The 24,547-nt window shown below is 36.1% G+C and carries 16 protein-coding genes; all 16 read right to left on the minus strand.

The features are described from left to right. Positions 1 to 8 precede the first annotated feature (8 nt). Positions 9 to 1,610 carry a T9SS type A sorting domain-containing protein gene (locus ACKTTZ_RS24190; protein WP_253316728.1) on the minus strand — a complete coding sequence of 534 codons (1,602 nt, stop codon included), beginning with the start codon at positions 1,608 to 1,610 and terminating at the stop codon, positions 9 to 11. Between the two features lie 571 nt (positions 1,611 to 2,181). After that, positions 2,182 to 6,675, minus strand: a complete 4,494-nt coding sequence (locus ACKTTZ_RS24195; protein ID WP_407846814.1) for a hypothetical protein — start codon at positions 6,673 to 6,675, stop codon at positions 2,182 to 2,184. Next, the gene (locus tag ACKTTZ_RS24200; protein WP_407846815.1) at positions 6,675 to 7,694 is read right to left on the minus strand and encodes a hypothetical protein; all 1,020 of its coding nucleotides are present in this window, start codon (positions 7,692 to 7,694) and stop codon (positions 6,675 to 6,677) included. The genes ACKTTZ_RS24195 and ACKTTZ_RS24200 overlap by 1 nt, the downstream gene beginning before the upstream one ends. Positions 7,695 to 7,708: 14 nt before the next feature. Beyond that, entirely contained in the window at positions 7,709 to 8,551 is an 843-nt protein-coding gene (locus ACKTTZ_RS24205; protein ID WP_407846816.1) for a hypothetical protein, read from the minus strand. A gap of 326 nt (positions 8,552 to 8,877) precedes the next feature. After that, positions 8,878 to 9,318, minus strand: a complete 441-nt coding sequence (locus tag ACKTTZ_RS24210) for a lysozyme (protein WP_034699532.1) — start codon at positions 9,316 to 9,318, stop codon at positions 8,878 to 8,880. Further along, the gene (locus ACKTTZ_RS24215; protein WP_034699530.1) at positions 9,315 to 9,884 is read right to left on the minus strand and encodes a hypothetical protein; all 570 of its coding nucleotides are present in this window, start codon (positions 9,882 to 9,884) and stop codon (positions 9,315 to 9,317) included. Before ACKTTZ_RS24215 ends, ACKTTZ_RS24210 begins: the two co-directional genes overlap by 4 nt. Positions 9,885 to 9,960: 76 nt before the next feature. Then, positions 9,961 to 11,277: an ATP-binding protein gene (locus tag ACKTTZ_RS24220; RefSeq protein ID WP_407846817.1), complete on the minus strand. Its 1,317-nt coding sequence runs from the start codon at positions 11,275 to 11,277 to the stop codon at positions 9,961 to 9,963. Between the two features lie 551 nt (positions 11,278 to 11,828). Then, positions 11,829 to 12,683 (minus strand): hypothetical protein, encoded by an 855-nt coding sequence (locus tag ACKTTZ_RS24225; RefSeq protein ID WP_407846818.1) that lies wholly within the window; start codon positions 12,681 to 12,683, stop codon positions 11,829 to 11,831. Between the two features lie 249 nt (positions 12,684 to 12,932). Further along, the gene (locus tag ACKTTZ_RS24230) at positions 12,933 to 15,215 is read right to left on the minus strand and encodes an SGNH/GDSL hydrolase family protein (protein WP_407846819.1); all 2,283 of its coding nucleotides are present in this window, start codon (positions 15,213 to 15,215) and stop codon (positions 12,933 to 12,935) included. Positions 15,216 to 15,292: 77 nt separating this feature from the next. Next, entirely contained in the window at positions 15,293 to 16,150 is an 858-nt protein-coding gene (locus ACKTTZ_RS24235; RefSeq protein WP_407846820.1) for a hypothetical protein, read from the minus strand. 352 nt (positions 16,151 to 16,502) lie between these two features. After that, entirely contained in the window at positions 16,503 to 16,910 is a 408-nt protein-coding gene (locus tag ACKTTZ_RS24240; protein ID WP_253316733.1) for a 5-fold beta-flower protein, read from the minus strand. Between the two features lie 213 nt (positions 16,911 to 17,123). After that, complete coding sequence (locus ACKTTZ_RS24245; RefSeq protein WP_407846215.1) at positions 17,124 to 18,326, minus strand: IS256 family transposase; 1,203 nt, start codon at positions 18,324 to 18,326, stop codon at positions 17,124 to 17,126. A gap of 159 nt (positions 18,327 to 18,485) precedes the next feature. Then, positions 18,486 to 18,947: a hypothetical protein gene (locus tag ACKTTZ_RS24250; protein ID WP_034699517.1), complete on the minus strand. Its 462-nt coding sequence runs from the start codon at positions 18,945 to 18,947 to the stop codon at positions 18,486 to 18,488. 18 nt (positions 18,948 to 18,965) lie between these two features. Further along, positions 18,966 to 23,285: a hypothetical protein gene (locus ACKTTZ_RS24255; protein WP_407846821.1), complete on the minus strand. Its 4,320-nt coding sequence runs from the start codon at positions 23,283 to 23,285 to the stop codon at positions 18,966 to 18,968. Between the two features lie 307 nt (positions 23,286 to 23,592). Then, positions 23,593 to 23,964, minus strand: a complete 372-nt coding sequence (locus ACKTTZ_RS24260; protein ID WP_156106587.1) for a hypothetical protein — start codon at positions 23,962 to 23,964, stop codon at positions 23,593 to 23,595. A gap of 67 nt (positions 23,965 to 24,031) precedes the next feature. After that, positions 24,032 to 24,199, minus strand: a complete 168-nt coding sequence (locus ACKTTZ_RS24265) for a hypothetical protein (RefSeq protein WP_407846822.1) — start codon at positions 24,197 to 24,199, stop codon at positions 24,032 to 24,034. Positions 24,200 to 24,547 lie beyond the last annotated feature (348 nt).

Genomic DNA, 24,547 nt, shown 5'->3' on the forward strand with positions numbered 1-24,547 from the left:
ATTAGGTTTTATTTTTTGATCAGCTTTGCATTCGCCGTTTTATTGGTATCAGTTTTTATCGTCACCAGATAGGCTCCCTGAATCAGTGCCTGAGTATTGATCTTGGTTACTTTGTTTTTCGTCTTAAGGTTTTGAAGTTGTCTTCCGCTCATGTCATACAACAGAATATCAGCCTCTCTAAAATCAAAGCCGATTTCTACATAAGCATAATCTGAGACTGGATTCGGATAGATCTTGATATCGTATTTTTCAATCAGCTGATCAACCTGCTTATCGCCTAGCTTCACAATCTTCCAGTTCTCTTTTCCAAGTTCTTCTGCACTGGTTCCTGCCAGAATAATGGAACCGTCTCTATTTAATTTCAGATCAGAAAGTCTTTCCGCTTTTTGTCTGGATTCTCCGGTTATATGTTTTCTCCACTGTTCATTTCCATTGTGATCCAGATACAGCATCCAGAAGGTCTCGTCATCCGTTTCTGCTCTTCCTTCTGCCTGGGTGTAACCTCCTAATAAGATTCCTTTGGAAGATTTATCATCTGCTGAATGCAGAACACTCATTCCCATCAGAATATCACGATTCCCAAAATTATAGGATTTCTGCCACTGCTCATCTCCTCTTTCATTTAAAGCAATCAGCCAAAGATCTGATCCTTCATCTAGTCCAACAGTTTTATTTCCTGATCTTTCTGATCTGGATTCTCCGCCAATGACAAAACCTGTGGAAGTTAAAGCAAGGGTTCTCAAATGATCATCTCCTTTTCCTCCAAAACTCTTTTCCCATTCTACTTTTCCGTTCTTATCCAACTTGACAATCCAGTAGTCACCCTCACCAAAATTTTCAGTTTGTTTTGAGTTTCGGGATACGGGGATCGGGTTTTGAACGTTTGGTATAGAACCCGCATCTCGGAACTCGGGACTCCTTGAATAAATTCCAAGCAATGCTCCTCCATCTCTCGTTGGAATCATTTTCTCTACTTCATCTAAGCTTTTTCCACCTAAAATTAATTGGGAGAGTTCTTTTCCGTTTTTATCAAGTATCGTGATCCAAACATCTTTAGAACCATATCCTTTTGCAGTGTTTTGTACATTTCCGGCCACAAAGAACCCTAAATCAGTAGTCTGGATAACTGCTCTTGCTTCTTCATCTGATGAACTTCCCAAAGTCTTTTGCCATAGTTCATCTCCGAATTCGTTGATTCTGATCAACCAGATATCCGAACCTCCTTTGGAATCATCTTTTTTATCCAAACCTTTACCTGAATAGGACGTTCCGGCCAAAAGAAATCCACCATCCTGTGTTGTGACTGTAGCTGATAAATAATCATGATTGGATCCTGAAAAGTATTTCTCCCAGACTTCTTCTCCTAACTGGTTCAATTTTACCAGATGGAAATCATAACCATTATTCTGCTTTTGTCTACCGGCTGCTAGCGATTGGCTTTTGGCCTGAATACTGCTTCCCGTGATAAGATATTGCTGATCGATTGTTGTAGTAACCTGGCTAAGAAAATCCTGAGTAGAGGATTTGATGTCTTTCTGCCATACCACTTCCTGGGCATAAATGCTCAGGACAGTGCATATAGTAAATGCACTGAGAGAGAGTTTCTTCATTCCCTTATTGTCGCTTTTTGAGTTATTAATTAGTTTTTATTAAAACGCGACTAATTTAACATTTTTTAAGAAGCAAATAATAAAATATTTTTTTTTATTACAACTAAGCTTCAAATTCATTTCACAAAAACAGACTTCAGAAACAACAAAGTCTCTCATTTTTCATATAATTACAAGATGAAAGAAAATATATAACCAATTCTTAGTCTTTTCAATAAAGATTTAGACAATCAATATAATTTTAGATTTAAATTATAATAAAATTCATATTTAAAGTAAATTATTTGGTCAAAATAAGTTACTTAATTCCTGCTTAATTTACCCCAACCGAACCAGATCATCCATAGAAGTGTTTGAAGATATGTTCGTCTTCGTCACAATACAGACATTTGAAGATTTCACTCTATGATGTCATTCTTTTTATTTCCTATACATTATGATAATGGTGGATATACCGAGTAACAGTATTCATTGTAGCTTTTCCTTCACAAAAAGCCAAATGGCGCCACTTTACAACAAGTGACGCCATTTTATATGAATTATATATTCCTTATTTTGGAATTTTTAAGTTTTAATACATCTTATTTTCTGCATATTTATATACGGTCTTTTCATCCCATGCAAATAATTGGATAGAGCTATACGGTGGTATTTTGTATGAATAAGCTGCACTTTTTATGTCAAATCCTTGTGCATGGCTATCACTGGCATTTAATACGAGTATTCTCTGACCCCGGAAACATTTTCCTAATGTAAATTGTTCACCATGAACACATCTGATGACCAGCATTCTATTATCAGAATCATAATATTGAACTCCTGGCTGCTGTTCAATCATGCCATGAGACAATCTCATTCTAGAGTCTTCATTGATAATCTCATCATCAAGATAGGAAAGACTTCCGTCCGGAATAAATAAAGTATTAGGCTTTTCATCTTTTGATTTAAAGTTTTCAGTAGCCTTTACTGAGCCTGAAACAGTTACTTTATCGGCATCATTAGCACCTGTACCTATACCAATGTTATGGCTCTTTCTATGGAAATTAATCCCTTCCCAACTGTTATATTTACTTGAATATTTATAATACTCACCTTCCAAAACAGTTAAATAGAACCCATCCTGTTCATTATATATACCAGATTCTCCGCCATTATATTCATCAGCAACCATTAATCCATTACCTGTATGACTGGTAAATTGCTGGTTTATAATAACACCGTTACTAGACATATAATTCCAGCTATTGATATTACCTTGGGAGAAATCTGCGTCACTCCACAATTTAAACCACTTACTGGACCATTTATCATCAATTCCCTTTCTTATTTTAAGCATAGGTATTCCTGCTCCATTGATCTCAGTTTGGTTGGCAAAAGCTAATTGGTATGAAGAATCCCCAGTGGATGCAGAGGTACCATCCCAAGGAGCATAAGTCATTACACCTGCATAATTTCCAGTTCCTCCAACATGTCCGGCCTGAATAAAATCAAATCTAACTCTACGACTATTACCATTAGGTGCAACAACTGTATCCGGGTTTCTTGAACCATCTCTTGAAGTAACAAAGTAATTTGTAGCAAAGACTCCGTTTGAATTAGTAAGATTTATCCATTGACCACCTTCCTCTTCAGGTTGAATTGACAGAGTCTGGCTCGTAAAATTAGATGACACCCAAGATTGAGTAGCCAGAAATACATAACCATCTGTTCTATGATAGATGTAAGGTGCACCTGCTGACAAACCACTTGAGAATCCTAATGTTTGAGCATTTTCCGCAGAATTAACTTTAGCATCAGGATTAAAATTGTTATTCGTCCAAAGCGATTCTCCATCTGACAATAAAGGAATATTCCCTTTTTTCGTCATGGTTGTTGTATTAACAGCCTGCCAATATTCTAAATGATTACTGAATAAAGGAAAATCTATTCTATGATACCATGTATTATTTCCTGCTATGTGTAAAGAGTTACCATAAGTAGACGGGAATCCGTTACCTGTCGCCCAATCTGTAACGCTTAAAGGGTAATCAGTTTTTACTGCAGTTGCATCCTGATGGTTCCCTCTTTTCGCCAGGTATTCTCCGGGATTAAAGTTATTAGTAGTCCAGGGAATACCCCCTTGAATTTTAACAACACCGCTATCTGAACTTAATAATAAATCGCCACCATTGACAGCTCTCATTGCAAAACTATCTCCTGCTCCACCGCCTATGGCAGAATCTCCATCAGCTCCAATATAAGCTATATCTTTAGATCCATCGTATTTTTGCCAGGTCAGATAATTTCCTGTTTGTGCAGTACTTTTCCATCTACCTAACATAGCCGGAGTTTCTATATTAAAAGCACCTGTCATAGTACCGCCATCTTTTCTGAGATAGTTCCCTAAGTCTGAAGATGATACAAAATCTGAGGCTAATCTCTGGCCACCACCTGCTGTTAAGATATAGTTATCATTATACCCAACTTTATTGAAACCTTTTGATGAAACCTGACCGGCATCAGTGAATGTTATACCATTATTTAAGTCCCAATCTTCTGCATTATTGGTAACAGAAGGTGCCAATATTAAATTGTTATTGGTAGGTTTCTGAATTGACCAGGATTTATAGGAACTATTTTTTAGTTTGAAAGGTATTCTGTTATAATAGGATTTTGCTGCCGATATAATTTCATCCGTATTTCTCGTCTGGTAATCGCTCGGTTTGAAATTTACATTATCCCAGGCTTTTCTCCATAGTGTCCAATTGCCATTATGCCCACTTCTATAGACTAATTCTCCTGCATCTGCATTATTATCATTATATTTTATCTGCAACTGTGCTGTGGTATCCTGAGCACCCATGTGCAGCATAGGACTATATAAATGCTGTACTCCTCCTGCATTATTATTTGCTCTGTAAACTCCGGAACTGGAATACCCTCCAAGACTATTGAAGTTATCATTAAACTGAACTGCTTTTGGGATATAGCTGCTGTCTGCAAAATTAGTTAACCAACTTCTTGTAGCGACTACATCAGAAGGTAAAGTAATGATATGGGTAGGATATACGTCAAGGTTAGGTTCTAATGCATGAGACCATCCCAGATTCCAATCCTGATAATAGTTTCCGTATTTAACTTCCACTCTAGCCACTTCAAATGAGAAATACCCATTCCAAAAAGTCTCTGATTCTCCTAATAAAATACTGACATATCCATCAGTTCCAATCCCAATCCTTGCAGTAGTGGTAGGAAAATTATCCGTTACTTCCCATATCGCTTTTGAACCATTAGTAACCAGAGTTCCTGATACATATTTATAGAAAGCGACATTTACTTTACCCAAGTACTGACTTTCATATCCATAAATATTGATATCAATACTAAACATTGCATGCTCTGGTGAAGCTTGTGGCATTTTAATCGCTAAAATACCCGTATGTCCTCCCACGTCATAATAGCCCTGGTAAACTTTATTAAATATTCTTACTTTATTTTGGCTTTTATTAATAGATCCTCCATCTTCAAATTCTAAATCCTTTGTTCCAAGATTCACATCCTGTGCTGCACCAGTATAGGGAACATAATTATTTAAAGTTGATGTATTAACAAAAGCTGACGGATCTAAATTATGAGCATCCCAGACCACTCCATTTACTCCATTTTTATAATGTATTATGTCATTGCCATTAGATTCTATAATAGTATTAATCGTAGGGTTTCCTACATATAATGTAGACGGGCCACTATAATTTAAAACCTGTTTATTACCTGTAGTAAATGAATTAGAATAAATACCTACGCTAGAATAAATCTGACCTGATCTTCCCAGAAAATGGGTAGGATGATCCGGATCTCCAAAATGGAAACCAATACCTTCATTCAGGCTATTGGCACTTCCCTGATAATAAGAAAGTCCGTAAGTATCTGCATTAGCAAATGACCAGATTCTATTTCTTTCATCTACTTTGTAAAACCTGTTTTGAAAACCTTCATCTGTTTGTACAAAACCTCTTGAATGGATTCCGTAAGGAGGAATAAACTGAGAGTCGGTATAAGAAGAAGAAGCCAATAAACCACCTGATAACATTACCTGTGCACTATTTCCATTGAGTCCGGCAATAGGTCTATCTGAATCTAATGCCCAATAGCCACCTGTATTTTTCTTCTCCCAAAATGTATTAGAAGCAACTAAATCTTCTTTAGTAAGTAAATGTTTAAGGTTTATCTGAACCCTTTTTGTGCCTCCCGGATCCGGATGATCCGACACTGAAGTAACTCTGTTATTTCCCTGGTCTAAACCTCCATATCCAACCGTTACTTTTACATCAAACCCCTGCCAGTAAGATAATTGAGCAAACCAAAAACAAAGTTTACCATTTAAGTTTAAGGCAGTAATTCCATTCCAGTAATATAATGTAGAATAGCCGCTATGAGAAATAATAGTACCGTTATAGATATATCCCTGGATCTTACAGTCTAAAGGCTGATCAGTGCCATACATATTACCTTTAATCTCTAAGAGAAACTGATCTCCATAGTCTACAGAATAATCTACATCAGTTTCAATTAATGTACCCTGTGGGAAGTTTCTTCCGGAATGATACCAGGAGTCTTCTTTTCTTCGGGAATCATAATCTCCACCACCTCCCGTCAGGAATTTTTCATTATCTGACCCGTCTTTATAATACCCGGCCGCTCTCACGTAATCAAAAGCATTGCCATTGATATTCATAAAGTGATACCCATTTGGCCTATACTGCAGTGTACCAGCATAAAGGCCAGGCTGATGAAAAGAAATTGCAGGGTAAATTGTATCAGACACCCCATTACCTCTTACTTCTAAAGCAACTGCATTATAAGCATTACCGGTAGCTCCTGAGAAGGATTTTCTTACCGGTATATCCTGGTACGTATTGGTTGTTACTAAATTTAAATCAGAAACTATTTCCGCATGGGTTCGTGTGCTAATTTTTTTCGTTACAGAATTCCAAACCATTACAGAACCTGCATCGTTTGGAACACTTTTCACAATTATCTCGCCTTCTACAGCGATATGATTGTTAAAATATTCAGGAGCAATCATTAGTCTAATCTAGCAGTTAAAGTAATTCTATATTCATTCGGGGTAAGCGGTGCCAAAACATCTATTTGTACGTCATTTTCTGATATAACCGTACAGCTTACATTTATTTTTCTATTATCAGTATTACGATAACAGATATAATCAACATTCAGGGTATTCCAGCCATGGGTGATGGCGAAAGCAACGGACGATCCATCTCCGATGTGCCATGTTTGGGATTTAATTTTTGCATCCAAAACAGCTTTCGTAGATTTTGGAGTCATTGCTTTAGTAATATTGACTCCTTCAATAGCTTCAACATCTGTAGCGATTTGGATCAGTCCTTTTACCGAATCTGTAGCATCTACAATATCAGGAATACCTTTTTCTATAATCTGATAATTTTTAGGGATATTGTAAGCATCATCGGTATTGGCAATAAGATGGTCACCCACAGATACAGGCTCATTGCCCACCCATCCATTGGCTGTAATTACCCATACCATTCCTGTTTTAATTACCGCTGCTGTAGCAGGTGATGGCATCGTCATTGAACCTTCAACAGTAGAAGGAATATAACCTCCCGGCTGATAGATCAGTGCTCCTGTAAGGCTTTGCCCTATGAAGTTTTCAACATAAGTTTTAATCTTATAGGATGACCATGTAAAGGTTCCTGACTGAATCGCATCATTCACAACAATAGAAACAATATCTGCATTGGTAAGATTTCGACCTGCTACTTTAATAACATGCCCTGAACTATTGGTCAGTATCTGACTTAGCAACAGAAGCCCGCTTGTCTGATTGGTCTGAAATGGATTATTAGTCAGCGGATAATCCGGATGTACATAATTTTCGGCCAAATTAATCCATTCGGTTCCGTTCCATTGATGCAACTGACCATTATAATCAATTACCCAACCTGCAGGAACATTATCCGTACTGGGAAATGAAGTAAATTGTTGAAAACGGGTACGTTGCAGTTCCCCGAAAAAATTATCCTGATTTGCGTTATTACTGATTACTGCGTTGTTATTCATAGTTTTTTATTTTTTTATGGTTTAACTTTTAAAATGAGAATGTTAATCGGATTAGCAAGGTCACCTAACATCTTGATCTCGATGGTTTGGTTGGTTGCATAATCGTCAATATTTATTTTTTTTCCGGTAACACTGTCCCGGGCCTGAATGATCACATTTTCCGTTTCAAGGGTATTGGGAAATACTGCACTTCCGGTAATCTGCACTACTGCACTTCCAGCTGTCTGTGAGATCAGCAAAACCTTATCATAGATCTGCTTATTAAATTCCTGTTGATTTTTCGGACTGCTTAGCCAATCGTAGTCCAATAACAGCTTTACTTTATCTTCACTTGATTCTCCTATGGGAAGAGCTTTTAAAGCTTCAATATCATCACGGTTTTTTTTAATGAAGTTTACTATTTCCTGAAGTTCATCTAAAGACAGATCATTAGACAATAGTATCTTCCTAATATTTTCTATTTTCAGGGCTAAGTCTTTATCAGCGTCTTTCAATGCATCCACAAAGCTATTTACCTGTATTTTAGTGTACACATTCCCCAATTGATCAGAACTGTCAACTGTAGCAACATTGCTTATTCCAAGTTTGCTTTTCCAGCTGTCAACATGAGCCGAGGTCAGATTGCCGGCATTCAATAAAGCCAGATATTCCGAATGAGCCTTTGGGTCTTGTAAGTGTTGTTGAAATGCTTCCGCACTGGCAAATAATTGAAAGATTTCTTCAAATCCTTCAATACCTTTCATAGGGATTAAGTCATCTTTATGATAAAAAGATAAAAACGTGTCTTTAAACTGGGTTTCTGTTGGAAAATCTCCAGTTTCAAACCAACTGAAAATTGTATGTAATGGTGTACTCATTTGATAATTGATAATTAGTTTTGATAAAATTGATAATTGGGAGAGGCTTGAAGATTATTTCTATGGCGTGGCATTTTAAAGGAGCGAAAAAGTCCATATACTTGCAGAGGAAGCTATACGACTAGGCATTCACTCAGAAAGAATCAATGAAGCTGATTCCACTTTTGCGATCTCAAAATATTACAATGATGCTATAACATCTTTTTCTGAAATTTGAACTGTATGAGCAGTTTGAAGCCGGAACAAAGTAGTCTACACCTGACTTTGGAGATATATTTCCAAGAATAACAGATGGTTTAAAGTTCCCAGTATTAGGTGGAAATTGTTTATTTAGAAAAGAACAGATCAGCTTCAGCCTTTCTTCTGCGGATGAGTCCGTTTAATGTTTTCCCGGCAGCCGTAATATATTTCGTGGTAAACCAATTTCTGATGGCCTGCTCTTCTGCTTTTTTATTAATCAAAGAAAATAGTCCGTCTGATCCTCCGGTATTGTAAGTGTGTGAGACAAGAGCATCAAATTGATTCTGAGTAAGATTCAGTTTAATTTTACTGTTGACGATTTTTTCATAAGTTGGTAAAACAGATGAAAATAGCTCTATTCCTTTTTCTTTAGTGATGGCAGGATCTTTCATGGTTACTTTTTTTCCTCCCGGATAGTACGTGTTGCCATATCCTATTGTCGGAATTCCTGCAGAATCCAGATAAGGCTTTGAACTGAAACCTTCAAATGATACAATCAGATTGATTCCCTTTTGTGATGTTTTCATGTCTTAAAATATTTGTAGGTGAAAAAGATGAGTATTAAAGTGATTCCAATAATCGTAATGAAAATCCAGGCCAGGATCTCCAATCCATCTGTTTGAATTTTCCTGGTTTCTTCAGAGACTTTTGAAGCTACTTCTTTGACCGTTTCTTTTGAACTTGTTTTCTGGGTTAAATCCTGGATAACATGGTTAGTTTCTTCTTTTTTAACCTCTGATTTTTCATGGTTGGCCTTTGCATAATAGCTGCTGATAGAATATTCTGCATTTCCCACGATGGAAATACGTTGAAGGGTATCACGTCCCACCACATTATGGAAAACAAAGGGATTAGATGCATCCGATTTTCCTTTAATCAACAGCTCACCGGATATTTCATTTTTCTCTTCCTTCACTGACACCTCATCTGATAGACTTTGAGTGGACTGTGAGGTTTGAAGGATTAAAGAATCAGCTTTTATTTCTTCTGTCTTTGTTGTATTTTCTTTATAAGTGGTTGTAATTTTGTGTTTACTCCGGCAGCCCAACATGAGACTGCTCAAGATGAGCAATAACAGAATTTTTGTTTTCATGAGTTTTAGTTTTAAAAATTGAAAAGGCTTATCTTGAATTCTTCAATTCCAGGAAATCCAAATGGTATTCAAATTCTTACATAAAGATTTTATCTTCTTTTACGTATTCTTTTTTGATGCTATCCAGCAACATGTCTAAGCTTACTTTGAAACCAGATTCCTTTAATGCAATTGTTTTTAAACTTACATCCTGTATGATATTCATAATATTGGAACCTGTTAATTCATATCGTTGAGCAATTTGTTCCAGATCAATATCTTCAAGTTGTAATTGTTCGGGTAAATTTTGCTGCCAGATACGCAGACGCTCTTCATGCTTTGGATTATTGAATTGTATGCAGCTATGAAAGCGTCGCGTAAAGGCTTTATCCATATTATTTTTAAAGTTGGAGGCCAGAATAATAAGCCCTGAAAATGTCTCTATGCGTTGCAGCAAATAAGAAACTTCCTGATTGGCATATTTGTCATGGGCATCTTTTACAGAGGTTCGTTTTCCGAAAATAGCATCTGCTTCATCAAAGAATAAAATCCAGTTTTTATTTTCTGCTTTGTTGAACAGTTTAGCTAATTGTTTTTCTGTTTCTCCGATGTACTTTGAGACCAGCATAGAAACATCCACTCTGAAAACAGGACGTTGGGTGTATTTCCCTAAAAGGCTGGCCGCAAGAGTTTTTCCTGTTCCCGGCTCTCCATGAAACAACACTCTGAACCCTGGTTTAAGTTTGGTCTGCATATTCCAATCTTCCATCAGAATCTGGCTGCTATTGTACCAGGCTTCAATACTTTTAAGCTCCTGTAACGTCGTTTGAGGAAGAATCAAATCCGTCCATGATCGATGGGTAAGTATTTGTTCTGCCGGAAAATCATTGCTCATTTTCGGTAATAATTCCAGGCCAAACATGATCTTATTAAAAGCTTCTTCATGAATATTGATCTGACTGTTCATTGATGCATGTTCATGGGCTGAACCTGAAAAAACAATGAGTTCTTCCTGGCTCAAAACCGAATTCGGCCCGAAATAATCCAGTGATTTTAATCTTTCTGAAATACTATCCCCTCCCAAAACGTATTGAACAGCCTGAATTGTAGGGTAAAAGAGCCTGCCGCTATCGTTGGTTGAACAGAAGTCAAACAGCGCACTCCCCGGATGCTCCAGATAAATGCGTTTCAGTAATGATGGATCTAATCGTGGCAATAAAGCGATTAAAAGAATCACAACTTCCTGATGGGCAAGCTCTTTCCCTGAAATATAATCTCCTAATTGAAAATTCTCATGGTTATTAGTATTAAATTCAGGGGCTCCTACATTAAAATCCTCTGAAGGATTGTTGATACGCCATGTAATAACCTTTTCTAAATGAGTAAATAATTTTTGTAATTGTTCTGACTCCATTGGTTTTTATCTTTTTTAAGATCCGGTGTACTGCATCCTTTTCATTTTTAGGATACATTCACACTTATCTTGTCGTTATTTCAAGAAACCTCAACCGGAAAGTTGCCCACATTCGAGTATCTCTCCACAGCCAACACAGCAGCTGTTTTTGGAAAGTAGCTCCTTCATTGGAGTCCTTCTTTTTAAAGAATCAATCTGCGTTTGAAAGAGAACAAGAGATCCGAAGATCAGCCATTCTGCTTCCAGGAGGAGATTCTAATGCTTATACATCAGAAAATTCCGGGACTTCAGGTGCTAAAAGGTGTCCTGCCAATGAGAGTCTCTCCGATTGAGGTAGTATTTTTAGTAATGAGAATGTAATGGATTACTTCTCTGCCGACTTATGATCTCAAGATCTTTTATAGGGATAGGATGCGGCTTGTTGTGTTACATAATAGTAATTACTATGTTGTTGTGTACAGTTCAAAATTAATCCCTTTTTTGTTCTTATAAAAGTTTTCTGCCCTATCTGTACTGTAGTTGCAGTAACTTTGTTTTAAAACCATTCATTATTATTTAAAAGCATAGTTACACTCAATCCTAACATTTCTGACTTTATCGACCTGGCCACCCCACCAATTTTCCTGACTTTGCCCGGCATACAAATATCCTGAGGCTACAAGAGTGTTAGTATCCGCATCATACAAATCGCACTGTATGTTCTGAGTGATTGCTTGAAGATTGGCATTATAAGCAATGTACAAAAAGTCCCATGCATCATAATGATCGGTAATAGTATCTTTATCTCCATGTTCATTACCCCAATATTGTGAGTATGCTCTATATTGGATAGGCACTTCAGTTCTGTTTATAAACTTAATACTTGTATTTACAATATTGATTCTTGCATTATTATCCATTTTAGTAATTTCAATGGGTAGTCTGCCATTCTTCAATTCTCCAAAATCAAAACCATCAGGAAGAGTATTCAGATTGTTTCCGAATAACCTACGAACATAATAGCTCTCACTTAACTGATACCCAAAACTATAGTATTCGGTTTCTCCTAAATTCCCTTCTGATATTTTTTTTATTTTAACCGTATAAGGTGCGCTTCCAAATAAGTATTGTCTCACTACACCTACTTTTGTAGAATCTCTTAGGGTGATCAGCTGATCTTCTTCATCCGGTGAAGTTACAGCAACCTGGATTTCTAAATCTCCAACACTATTTGCAAAATAGTAAATAAATGCACTATCAATAGTTGCCAGATTATTAGCAAAGATTAGCATTTCTTTTTTGTTTAGGACATCTTCTTTATGCCTTAAAGAATCTATCAATTCCGAAAACTGGCCTTGCGTTGGATGTTTACCTGTTTCGAAATAGGTTTTTAATTCTTCTCTTGGGGTTAATTTATTTTCTTCCATTATATTTTATTATTCTTTACAATTGAATTGCCTTTGGGCTCAATGATTATTTTTGTTATGTTTTTAAAAATTGGGATTCATCCTCTTTAATTCCTTTAAAATTTTAAAGTTTCTCTATTCTGCAGTACCGCTTGGTTTTAATAATCGGATGATGGGTTACCTGATTTCAAAACCGAAGTTCATCTTTTTTCTCTTTTCGGGAAAGTTTTTTGAACGCTCTATTCAGTAGTTGCAGTAAGTGTTATTTCTTTAAAGCCCCAGAGCATTGAACATTTCGGATGCAATAGCCTCCATTCCCAAATCACCGGGATGAATTGCTACACCTGAATTATTAACAGTATGCCACTGACCATCGTCACCTTTAACCTGTGCTCCCATATAGGATCTGTTTGCAGGAATATCAAGATGAGATATTTTAACAAAGGTTAAGTTATTCTCTGTGGCTACCTGAGACATTGCAGAGTCTTTATTAACATCTGCCCAGAATACACCTCCAATAATTATTTTAGCTGTTGGATTTTTTATTTTTATATAATTAATCAATGCTGAATACTCTGATTTAAATGTTCCAGAAAAAACTGCATTTTCACCCAGTCTTACACAAATCAAATCTTTTCCTGACAAATAAGTATCTAATTGAGATTTATCCCATGTAGAAGGAGAAGTTTCCCATCCGGCAATATTTAACACATCAGTTGTTGCAGCAGGTTTAAAAACCTTCATTTTTTCTAAAAAACGATGTACATAATCTTTACTCTTCTCAGATGCAGCCATTCCCCAGCTCCCCCACCAATAAGAAAGAACCGGATGCCTGGCGATTGAATTTCCTAAATGAAGTATATTTGAATATCCCGCCACATAATCCCATGTCACAGAGCCATCCGGATTAAATAATAAGGATACTTTTTTCCCGTTAAAAGTAAAATTCTGTTGTAATCCTGCAATTGATGAATTGATAGAAGATAAATCTGATTTTGTAGATATAGGGCTTTCAATATATTCTTTAAGGTATAACTTCATTGGAAGTGATTTCCCTGATACTTGCGTCAGCACTCCGGTGTAATTATCAGCAGCCCATAGATTTGCTATTGCAGGTGTATTATTCACAGGAAATTTTGAAGGAAATTTTAACCCCACATACTCTCCTTTCGCAAGTATTACCGGATCAATTGTAACAACATTTAACCCGGCATTTAAAGTTTTCCTTATTACATTTGTTTCAATAAACTTTCCGGCCTGGTCCAAAAATCCGGTTACTATTTGATAATCCCCCGCAGTAACTGTTCTGATTTCAATTTTTTCTAATATATGGGAATTTTCAAGCTCTAATTTATTAATTGCGTATCCTTCTATACCATCAGAATCTGCAGAAACACCAGATTCTCCTTTTCCAACCTCAACACCTGTATAGCCATTCTGAGAATAATCTTCTACAATTTTACTAACTGATTTAGAAAGATTGAAAACGGATTCACTTTGCAGAGTAGTTTCATTAATATCCGAAAGCTCAAACCACAGAGCATAATAACTTCCTACACCTGCCTGTACTCCTCCTGAAGTAGTGCTATATTGAACAAATCTATTTCCTGCAGCACCCGGATCTCCATAAAATATTTGAGCTGATGTAGTTGGTAAACAGACAACAGCAGCCATTTCTCCGGTATTGATTTTAATTTTCTGGCTTGTAAAATCAAAATTGTTCCAACCGGCAACCCCTGATTTCTCTTCACTTTCCCAACGCATAATAAATTTTGTACCATCATAGCGTCCGATACAAAACTTTAAATTACCTGCTACTGCAAGTCTTATATTTGCTTTTGTTAAAAATTTATTTGAATCTGAAACTGCTGTCGTATTTGATTTAATATTGTATAAGCCAGCTTGTATTCCATCAGGAGAAGTTCCTGCCAATTCAACTCCAATGTTTTTATAAAAGCCACCTACCTCTTCTACTGATTTTCTTACCTCATCAGATTCTCCTCCTTTTACCTTATTGACCAGCCAACTATTGATTTGTTTACCTCCCTGAGCGTCAATATTATTATCAGAGTCAAATTCTAATGCTACATTTACTCCCGGAACAGCCACAAAGTCTTTTTTCGTTACTCCATTACTAACATTCAGAAATACTAATTGTTCATCCAAATCTGCAGTTGTAACTTCAATAGGTACACCGGAAATATTTTTAAAATTGATATAAGTACCTACTGTCCTGGCTTCCCATTTTTCGTAAAGGTCCGGTTCACCCGGCATCCATATTGTTGGTGAACTGTTGGGAAATGCTTCTCCTTTGACAATTGATTTTGTACTGGCTACTGCATCATTTACGGCTTTTAAAAGAGTTTTTTCAACTTCTTTATCCAATTTATTATCTAAAGAATCTTGTAAGCCATTTATAGCTTTCAAATCCATCACTTCATCTTTATGCCAGTATGAATCTATCAAATCAGAAAATTGATTTTGGGTGGGATATTCACCGGTTTTGAAATAGGTTTTTAATTCTTCTCTTGGGGTCAATTTATTTTCTTCCATTATATTTTATTGTTCTTTGGTTTTCATTTCTATGGATGCTCAGTCTGGAGTTCGAAACTCATCTTTTTTAGCTTTCACTATTTTACATTTTCAGAATAGCTGCATTCGATTCTTATATTTCTGACTCCATTAACCTGGCCGCCATTCAAAGAAATCTGGTTTTGTCCTGCGGGTAAATAACCGGTTGCCAAAAGGGTGTCATTTTCAGCATTAAAGATTTCACATTTAATGGATTGACTGGCTTTCGTAAGGTCTGCTCTATAATAGAAACTCAAAGAATCTTCCAGGTCATAATGATCCGTAACTGTATCTTCAGATCTATATGGATCATTCCATCCCGCGCTTTCTATTCTATACTGGATAGGCACTTCGGTTTTATTAACGAACTTAACACTGGTGTTTAAAATGTTTATTTTTCTTCCAAAACCTCCTTTCGAAAGTTGTATAGGTAACCCAATACCTTCCAGCTCTCCAAAGTCAAATCCAACGGGAATTGTCTTCAGATTATTCCCGAACAGTCTATAAACAGTGTAGGTCTGATCTAATTGATAAGCCAAACTATAATATTCCGTTTCTTTCAAATCACCTTCAAAGATTTCTTTCACTTTTATTGTATAAGGTGCACTCCCTACAAAATAACGTTTATCTAAAAAGCTTTTGAAATCAACAGATGAGATCACCTGATCCGGTTCATCATTTGTGCTTACCACGATTGAAAATTTTAGATTTCCGACATTATTTGTTGAAAAATTAACGTATGAGTTATCAATAGCTGCCAAACTATTGGCAAAAATGGCCAGTTCTCTTTTGGTAAGGACATCTTCTCTAAGCCTTAAGGAATCTATCAGATCTTCAAATTGGCTTTGTGTGGGATATTTTCCTGTTTCAAAATAGTTTTTTAACTGGTCTCTGGTTGTTAGTTTATTTTCCTCCATAATACTTCTTTATAATTTATGCTTCTGGGCATCATTACACTTTGGTTTCAATGATAATTTATGTTATGTTTTAAAGTTCTGAACTCATCCTTTTTCTATCCCTGGAAAAGGGGTTTTAGTCTCGTTACGCTGTAGTTGCAGCACCGTTTAATTGTAAGAAGCAGGATGATGACTTCTTACATTTCATTGCCCAAAATTCATACTTTTTTTGTTCCTGTGAAAGTTTTTTGGCCCCGCTATTCTGTAGTTGCAGTACCCTCTGCTTTTCAGGAATAAAAAAGGCCCGGATCTTATAATCCGAGCCTTTTTAGCTTCTATACTTAACGTTAATTTCTTTTCGCAGAGTTGATGATTAATCCAGCTTAAAGAAGAAATATACTACCGCAGCCCACTCTTTTTTGATTCCTTTTGCATACCCGATAGTGCTATGGCTGCTGCTTTCTACCGTTCCATCATCTTTGATATAACCAATAGTGGAATGACTGCTGTTTTCTACAGTACCATCTTTTTTTACATACCCTACCGTAGAACGGCTCTTATTTTCAATAGTTCCGTCACTTTTGATGTAACCAATAGTACTGCGGCTTTTATTTTCAATAGTCCCATCATTTTTAATGTATCCCACGGTGGAATGACTGCTGTTTTCTATGGTTCCGTCATTTTTGATATACCCTGTGGTACTGTGGCTTCCGGATTCTATAGTTTGAGCACCTAAAGAAAGACTGAAGAGAAGGGAACAAAAGAAGAGTGTTTTTTTCATATTCAATATTTTAATGAGTTGTTAACTTTGGTTATTTGATGTATTCAAAAGTATTGATTATTCTTTTATAAAGATAAAAACTTGTAGATAAATGATTGAAAATAAAACCGCACGAAAGGATTCGTGCGGTAGCAGGGGAATATATATTAATACTTTAATCGAATAAGACACTATCCCGTAAAGTGTGTAAGTTAAAAAGTCAGGGCTTAGATTTTATAATCTGAGCCTTTTCTCAAAAATAAGCATAAATTGGTTGAGGACAATACCCCAATTCTGTATAGGCATTGTCCATTTTTTAGTAGCTTCTTTTAATGCCAAATAAACTGATTTCATTACAGCATCATCAGTAGGAAAAGACATTTTATTTTTGGTGTATTTTCTGATTTTGCCGTTGAGATTTTCAATTAAATTTGTGGTGTAAATGATTTTTCGTATCTCGAGAGGAAATTCAAAAAATACAGTGAGTTCATCCCAATTGTTTCGCCAGGATTGTATAGCATAAGAATATTTGCTTTCCCATTTATCTGCAAAATCATTGAGAGCTGCTTGAGCCGCTTGTTTTGTTGGAGCGGTGTAAATATGCTTCATATCGGCAGAAAATTCTTTTCTGTCCCTCCAGACCACATATTTGCAGGCATTTCTTATTTGATGGACAACGCAAATTTGGGTTTGAGATTCAGGAAAGACGGAACGGATTGTTTGGGTAAATCCGTTTAAGTTATCGGTAGCAGTGATGAGAATATCCTCCACACCACGGGCTTTTAAATCCGTGAGAACACTCATCCAGAAGGCTGAACTTTCATTTTTTCCAAGCCACATTCCCAAGACCTCCTTTCTCCCGTCACGGTTTAATCCAACAGCCAGATAAACGGTTTTATTAATGACTTTGGAATTTTCCCTTACCTTGAAAACAATCCCATCCATCCAGACAATGAGATACAAATCTTCAAGCGGGCGGTTCTGCCAGCTAACAACTTCACTGGCAACCGCATTGGTGATTCGTGAGATGGTAGAGGTAGAAACATCAAAATCATACATTTCTTTAATTTGTTCTTCAATATCACTTACACTCATTCCCTTAGCATAAAATGATATGATAATATTCTCCAAACCATCGATAATATTATGTCTCTTTGGAACCAATGCTGGTTCAAAACTACCTCCTCTATCTCTGGGAACTTTAATTTCAGATTCGCCAAATGAGGATTTTATCTTTTTAGTCCCGTGACCGTTACGGTAATTTCCAGTGGCAGATTTCTGATGTTTATCATTATCCAAATGAGAGTCCAATTCTGCATCAAGCATATGCTCTATAGCTCGCTTGTGCATTTCTTTGAAGAAAGAAGTTAAGTCTTCTCCATTTTTAAAGGACTTGTAAAAATCCTTGTTGTTTAATAATTCTTCTTTGTCCATCATAACTATGTAATGGTTAAAAATAATAAAAAGTTATTTCCGTAAAATTTTTTGAGCTATAAGGGCTCAAAATTTTCCAGAATAACTTTTTAACTTACACAGTTAGTGAGATACTACCTCGAATAAACAAAAACGAAACCTTGTGGGTTTCGTTTTTAAAGACTAATCTTCTATTTCAAAGCCATAGTTGTCATGATGAGACCATTTAAAAATATAATAAGTCATCATGCTATGATGAGAGAATTCTATTAAACAAGCATAGAATCCAGCATCAATAGATTCTTTTTTTGTTATTGGATCTATACATTTACCATCCATATAAAGAAAGTTCGAATAATAACTTGGTGATACTTCCTTAGATGGATCTATTACTTTATGCTTTATAAATTCCTGCAACTGCATTTCTGATACAGAGTTATATTCGCAGCCATTATATAAATAAGATACCGAAAAATCTTCTTCTGTAAAAAGAGTCAATTCACTTTCTGATATAATTTCTATTAATTGTCTTATCGTTTCTTTATTTTTATTTCCATTTAAATATAAATGGACTATTTCTAATTCATCTGTAGTTAAATGATACTGTAAATCATCCAAATCAATTTCTATCTGGCCTATTCTCATGGTCTTTTATTTTTTAATTTATAATACATTAGGTAACTTTCCATTAAACTCACCTTGAGCTAATGCTATAATAATACTTCTTGTAGACGTCCCATCTTGCGGTATAATACTGTAAGCTGTTAATGTTTTATCTGAACCTTTAAAAATAATTACCGGCTCATTGTGGTTGTACTGTGATTGTGGATCGACATCTTCTCCCAATATATAACGGGTTTTATTAAAATGCAATATTACTTTATCCGCTTCTACAATTTTTTTATCCCGATTGTTTACAACACTATTCACTGCTTCATCCTCATCTTTCCCCAATATTTCCTGCATTAAATGGAATTTAATTTTAAGGTTAGGGTATTCATTGTCATTCAATAATTTTGAAATACCATTATTAATAATACCGTTTACTGAACTCCCAGAAACCATTGTTTCTACAATGTCTATAGTTACTGCTTTCTCTTTCTGATCCTTCATCACCTGATGAATATATTTCACTATATCTTCTGGTTGTTGTGTTTTATGAGTTTTAAATCTTAATTGACCTTTGTTTGTCTTTTTTTGAATACCATTATCATCAAGAAGAGGTTCAGGTTCTGTTTTAAGCATTTTCTTATTTTCAATATCCCTACCTTTAGTAAGTGCATCTCCTAGTAATGAACCTCCGGTTTCAGTAGTTATAACATATTCTCCCTGCACATTTTTTCTCATTTCACTTAAAGCTCCTTGATATTCTCCTACAAATGGCGAATAAATAACACCATGCTGAGTTCTCCATTTTTCTCCCCCTCTTATATCTTTTACAGCATCTCTTATATTTGTTCTCCCACCTTCAGTACTACCATCTATTTTCAAAATTGTATTTTCTATGCTAGACAATTGTTTTTTAAAATAATGAGAATATTTTCCATCTTTAATATCAACTTTTCCATTTTGTACAAACATTAGTTTTTTGATACTATATTTCAGCTCATTCCCTTCTCCAAATATACTAAATAATTGCTGCAGAGTACTGGAGAGTTTTTTTTCTTTATTTTCTACATTATCATCTAATTTCTCAGCTTTTTCAGCATCTCCATTGGAAGAATTTTGCTTTTTAATTTTATTAAACTCCTTATCTGTTTCTTTTGCATCACTATGAAGATCAACATACTGACCCTTAGCCTTCATCAATAAGGATTCTGCTTTTGCCTGCTCTTCTTTTGGTAAAGATTTCAATTGCTTACTCCATTCTTCTAGCCTTTCGGGTACACTCAAAGGCGTACTCGCTACCATTACTTCAACATTATTACCTTTTGTACTAATCCAGAGTCTATGATTCTCTCCCTCAGCAGAAAAATAAATGGTTTCTCCAACTTCACTATCTTCAAGTTTTTTATCATTTTTGGTCATCCCTTTCTTATCCTTTCCATCATCTTTTCCTTTCTTACTAATGCCTAGTTTGTTTAGTAGTTTACCACCTTTTATTTTCACAACAGTCCAGAACTTAGTAATCGCTTTCACAATACGCTCACGTATTTTACGTATTACTCCAACAACTTTATCTGCTAAACCGCCAATTCCCAATAAGGAAGCTAAGAAACCTATCAGTACAGGAATAGCTCTTCCCAATGCATTTTCTATCGATTTGGCCACTGCTCCTACATTTCCGCTGGCAATTGCTTTTATACTATCGGTAAAGGCTTTTACCAGTTCCATGATTTGTGCAGCCCGCTGGATGAAGAATTTCACAACATCTATAATCGCCATTGCCGCTTTTATAAATGCTCCTACGGGAGTCAATAATCCCATCACCCATTTAATACCCGCTTGAATTACCTGTGTCTGGATAATGTCCATAATAGCATCCATTACCGTAGCTTTAAGGTCCGCAAACTGATCTTTCAAATGCTCCCAAAGTCCGGCAACACCTTCTTTACGAACAATCTGTACCATTTCAAAGCTTGTTTCAAGAACTTTCATTACAGGTTCTCCTATCACTTTAGAACCGATGGCTCTAATGCCGCTCCATGTTAAACCAAGCACCTGTGTTGTGATGGAGAAAATTCCTTTTAATGAGAATACATCTTCCGGCATCGTAATAGAAATATCTTTCATCGCTCCGGTTAACCATCCAAAGAAGCCGGTTTTAAGATGGGTCCAGATGTTGTTTCCGAAATTGGTAAACCCTTGCGAAACTCCGGCAATAAGATTTTTGAAAAACCCAATCGGATCCATGATGATTGCCTGAATAGCACTGATAACACCGGATAATAAATTGGTAAGCGTATTTTTAATTTCAATAATAATAGCAAACACGCTGGTTTTAAGTACCTCAAGAGCCTGATTAACCCATCCGCTATTTTGTGTTTTTAAGTCTGAAATTCTGGCATCAATACTTGTTATATTGTCTGCGTATTTTTTAGCCAATACATCAATTAATGCATCCTTTTTACTGTTTACACTATCTTCCAATGCATTGAATTTGCTTTGGATCTCTGCAATAGCATCTTTTCCAATTTTTCTTAAACTTGGTGATAAGCTGCTGACATAAGTCTGTACCTCTTTTTTACCTTTAGCAATTCTGGTTTTGGCTGCATTAAGCTGCGTGGTAACATGGGTTGCAATTTGGTCAATAAATTTATCCATGACTTTAATATACAGGTCCTTACCACTATCAAAAAATTTATTGACCTCCTTAGGCAGACCTGTAGCTTTGTCCCATAACCATTTCCCAGCTGCAACTAAAGCTCCGTATTTTGCATAGGCATCTCCATAACGCTTCTTTTTATAAGCTTTCATTTCTTTATCAACATGGGCTTCAAATGCTTTTTTAGCTTCTCTGCTGCCATTATCAAATTTTTCTGCCACCGATTTGTCCAGGTTATTTAAAATACCATCCACATCAGTTTTAGAAGTAAGATAAATACCATTAATGTGATCGGCAATTTCTTTTCGTTTTTGGCTGTCTTTGCCTGAGGTCTGCTTTTGTTCACCATGTACATTACCTAGTCCGCCTTTTCTTGCACCATGCATACCGCTAATGTGATGTGCCGCCTGTGTTTGGGCTTCATTACGGGTTTTAGACAGCTCTTTATTTTCGTTGGTTCTGAACTGTTGAGTTGCTGCAGCGCTTTGGGTTTTGGCTTTATTCTTTTGTGACAAAGCATCTGTAAACGTAGGCTCATTAGATTTTGCCAACATCGTATCGGTGACCCCATTGGCTTTCATTTCACTGTCGATGCTTGCTGTTTGCTCCTTAATAGGCTGTTCTACGCTTTCTGCATTTCTTTTCACCGGCATCGCTTTCGCTACATTGGGTGTTCCCGGAGCAATCCCTACATTTTGTGTTGGCATTTTTGCAACGGCACGAACAGGCTGTGCGGCAGTATTAGGTTGTGCAGCTGTTGCAGAAGCAATATCATTAGATGCCAGATTCTTTTCTTTTTTAACATCGCCTACTGCTTTTTGATTGACTTCCTGTATATTGTTGTGTTTCTCAAACTCATCTGCCTGCTCTTCATTTTTCGGAAGCCTGATGTTATGTATTTTTTCACTTAGCAAAGCTTTAAAATCTTCTTTCTTGAACAGTCCTGCTTTTTGTTCATCCATGGTATTCACCTGGCTGGCTTGTGCCATACTCTGACGTTCGTTGGCTGGTGATGGTGCTGCAGCTTGTGCATCTTCAGATGATTTTTTTGCAGGTTCGTGGCGTTTCTGCACCTGAGCTGTAGCGCTGATCCGGCCGCTCAATTCTATAAATCCGGGATTGTCTGTAGCATTTGCAGATGTTTTAGTTTCAACATCAACTTCTATCGCCTTATCTGCAGTGACTGACTGAGTTTTTTCTACAGCAGCAACTTCTGATTTCCTGGAAACGGCTTTTCCTGCCGCTGCCGTCTTTGTATCCGCTTTTGCTTCCTGATTGCTCTTGCTTTCCTGATAAACTACAGCTTGTTCCTGTACTGTTTTAGGCAGATAGGTTCCCGATTTAAGTTTATGATAATCTTGTATTTGATTGCCATTCAAAGTAGACATATAGCCTTTTTCAATTTTCCTGGTGTCAGGATGGTTGATATCTCCGGTTTTCGCCAGACTCTCCTGGAGTTTTCCATATTTTTTTTCTGATCCCTGGCCATAAATGTCTCGTGAATCATGAACCCCCGCAACAGTACCATTGAGGTGGAGCAGGCTGTCATTAGGGCTTCCTGATCCGGCAGTAATGCCTCTATTTCCGGATTTTTGTGTTTGTATACTGGCCACATCTACCTCAGACAGAGGTACAACTACCGGATTTTTCGGCTTTTGCTTTTTGCTCTGGTTTTTATGGGCCTTATTGTCTTTTTCTACAGGTTTTGCTGCTTTCATTGACTTAGTTTTTTAATTTCATATTGTTTTAAAAGACCTATAGGCACAACTAAAGTATTGTGCCTTATAGGGTGCCTGCCGGGTTGGAAAAAATCATACCATGGAGGTAGATTCTTTAAGAACATAAGTAAATAGAAATGGTATTTGACTTTGAGAAACAGGCAACACTGAACCATTTCCTGGTTTCTTCTCTTGCTTTTGAATTTTCAGGTTTTTTAAGTTTTAAATCCACTCTTTTTCAGGATAATATCTCCTTTAGAGTGGTTGATTCTGTCATTACGGTAAAGACTGTTTCAGAATCTTTTTATTATTTCATATCATCTTTCTTTTCTTCTTCCTCATCAAACTTTCTGTCTGTCTTCACTCCATATCGGTTTTCAATAAAAAGATTCACTGCTTTATCAATCCAGTTTGGGAGGTTTGTCGTGATCATTTTCAGGAATTTATCATAGCCGTAGCCAAGCACAAATAATATCCCTGTTGAATACCATTTATCATGCAACTCAGCTCTGTTCATTAAATAGCTCATTGTAAAGCCTACGATGACTACGATTACCAATGTGATAAAATGCTCCCATGGTTGTTTTTTCTCTTTATTCTGTATGGAGACCAGTACCCTCAGTAATCCTCCTGAAAAAGCTATTGCAGTTCCGATCAAAAGGGCTTTTATACTATCCAAATTCATTCTTTTTCTTCTCTATTATTTATTAAAATGTTTAATTTTCAAACCATTTTCAGATGTTTGATTATTCCTGAGACAGGATGTACATATCATCTAAAAACTTTCTGATTTTCATGATATTATCGCTCTCATCCGCATACGCTAACTCGTCAATAATATCACTGATATCTCTACCTGGCTTCTTCAGTTTTTCCTTATCTTTTTTCTTTTTTTTCTTTTCTTTTTTTTTCATGGTTACTAGAATTTTGTTAAATGAATAATTGCTTTTTTAGTTTTTTTAAATTGATTTCTCTTCCAATACACTAAGGCCAAACGGTTTACTTTTACAATTCATGTTTCAATTAAAAAAACAGAACGACAAAGCAAAAACCGTTTTTCACCTTAATATTTTACCTATAATTTAAATTTGAGAAAGATATCAGAGCAGCCTTTTAATCTTATGTATGAGGCTGTTGAGGATTTAGCAATAGCTTTGAATCCTTTTTTATCTTTTTAGAATGAATAATTTCAAGAAATGAATTATGAATACACACTATCTACAAACATTATCTTACTGATATTCACATTACAATATTAAATG

Source organism: Chryseobacterium sp. KCF3-3 (assembly GCF_045865955.1).
Taxonomy (GTDB): Bacteria; Bacteroidota; Bacteroidia; order Flavobacteriales; family Weeksellaceae; genus Chryseobacterium.

What these genes read in the sequence shown, in the direction of transcription:
- ACKTTZ_RS24220 (WP_407846817.1), bottom strand. Translation starts at nt 11,277, where the DNA reads ATGGAGTCAGAACAATTACAAAAATTATTTACTCATTTAGAAAAGGTT.
- ACKTTZ_RS24245 (WP_407846215.1), bottom strand. Translation starts at nt 18,326, where the DNA reads ATGATGGACAAAGAAGAATTATTAAACAACAAGGATTTTTACAAGTCC.
- ACKTTZ_RS24215 (WP_034699530.1), bottom strand. Translation starts at nt 9,884, where the DNA reads ATGAAAACAAAAATTCTGTTATTGCTCATCTTGAGCAGTCTCATGTTG.
- ACKTTZ_RS24235 (WP_407846820.1), bottom strand. Translation starts at nt 16,150, where the DNA reads ATGGAGGAAAATAAACTAACAACCAGAGACCAGTTAAAAAACTATTTT.
- ACKTTZ_RS24210 (WP_034699532.1), bottom strand. Translation starts at nt 9,318, where the DNA reads ATGAAAACATCACAAAAGGGAATCAATCTGATTGTATCATTTGAAGGT.
- ACKTTZ_RS24240 (WP_253316733.1), bottom strand. Translation starts at nt 16,910, where the DNA reads ATGAAAAAAACACTCTTCTTTTGTTCCCTTCTCTTCAGTCTTTCTTTA.
- ACKTTZ_RS24195 (WP_407846814.1), bottom strand. Translation starts at nt 6,675, where the DNA reads ATGATTGCTCCTGAATATTTTAACAATCATATCGCTGTAGAAGGCGAG.
- ACKTTZ_RS24200 (WP_407846815.1), bottom strand. Translation starts at nt 7,694, where the DNA reads ATGAATAACAACGCAGTAATCAGTAATAACGCAAATCAGGATAATTTT.
- ACKTTZ_RS24250 (WP_034699517.1), bottom strand. Translation starts at nt 18,947, where the DNA reads ATGAGAATAGGCCAGATAGAAATTGATTTGGATGATTTACAGTATCAT.
- ACKTTZ_RS24205 (WP_407846816.1), bottom strand. Translation starts at nt 8,551, where the DNA reads ATGAGTACACCATTACATACAATTTTCAGTTGGTTTGAAACTGGAGAT.
- ACKTTZ_RS24225 (WP_407846818.1), bottom strand. Translation starts at nt 12,683, where the DNA reads ATGGAAGAAAATAAATTAACCCCAAGAGAAGAATTAAAAACCTATTTC.
- ACKTTZ_RS24255 (WP_407846821.1), bottom strand. Translation starts at nt 23,285, where the DNA reads ATGAAAGCAGCAAAACCTGTAGAAAAAGACAATAAGGCCCATAAAAAC.
- ACKTTZ_RS24190 (WP_253316728.1), bottom strand. Translation starts at nt 1,610, where the DNA reads ATGAAGAAACTCTCTCTCAGTGCATTTACTATATGCACTGTCCTGAGC.
- ACKTTZ_RS24230 (WP_407846819.1), bottom strand. Translation starts at nt 15,215, where the DNA reads ATGGAAGAAAATAAATTGACCCCAAGAGAAGAATTAAAAACCTATTTC.
- ACKTTZ_RS24265 (WP_407846822.1), bottom strand. Translation starts at nt 24,199, where the DNA reads ATGAAAAAAAAAGAAAAGAAAAAAAAGAAAAAAGATAAGGAAAAACTG.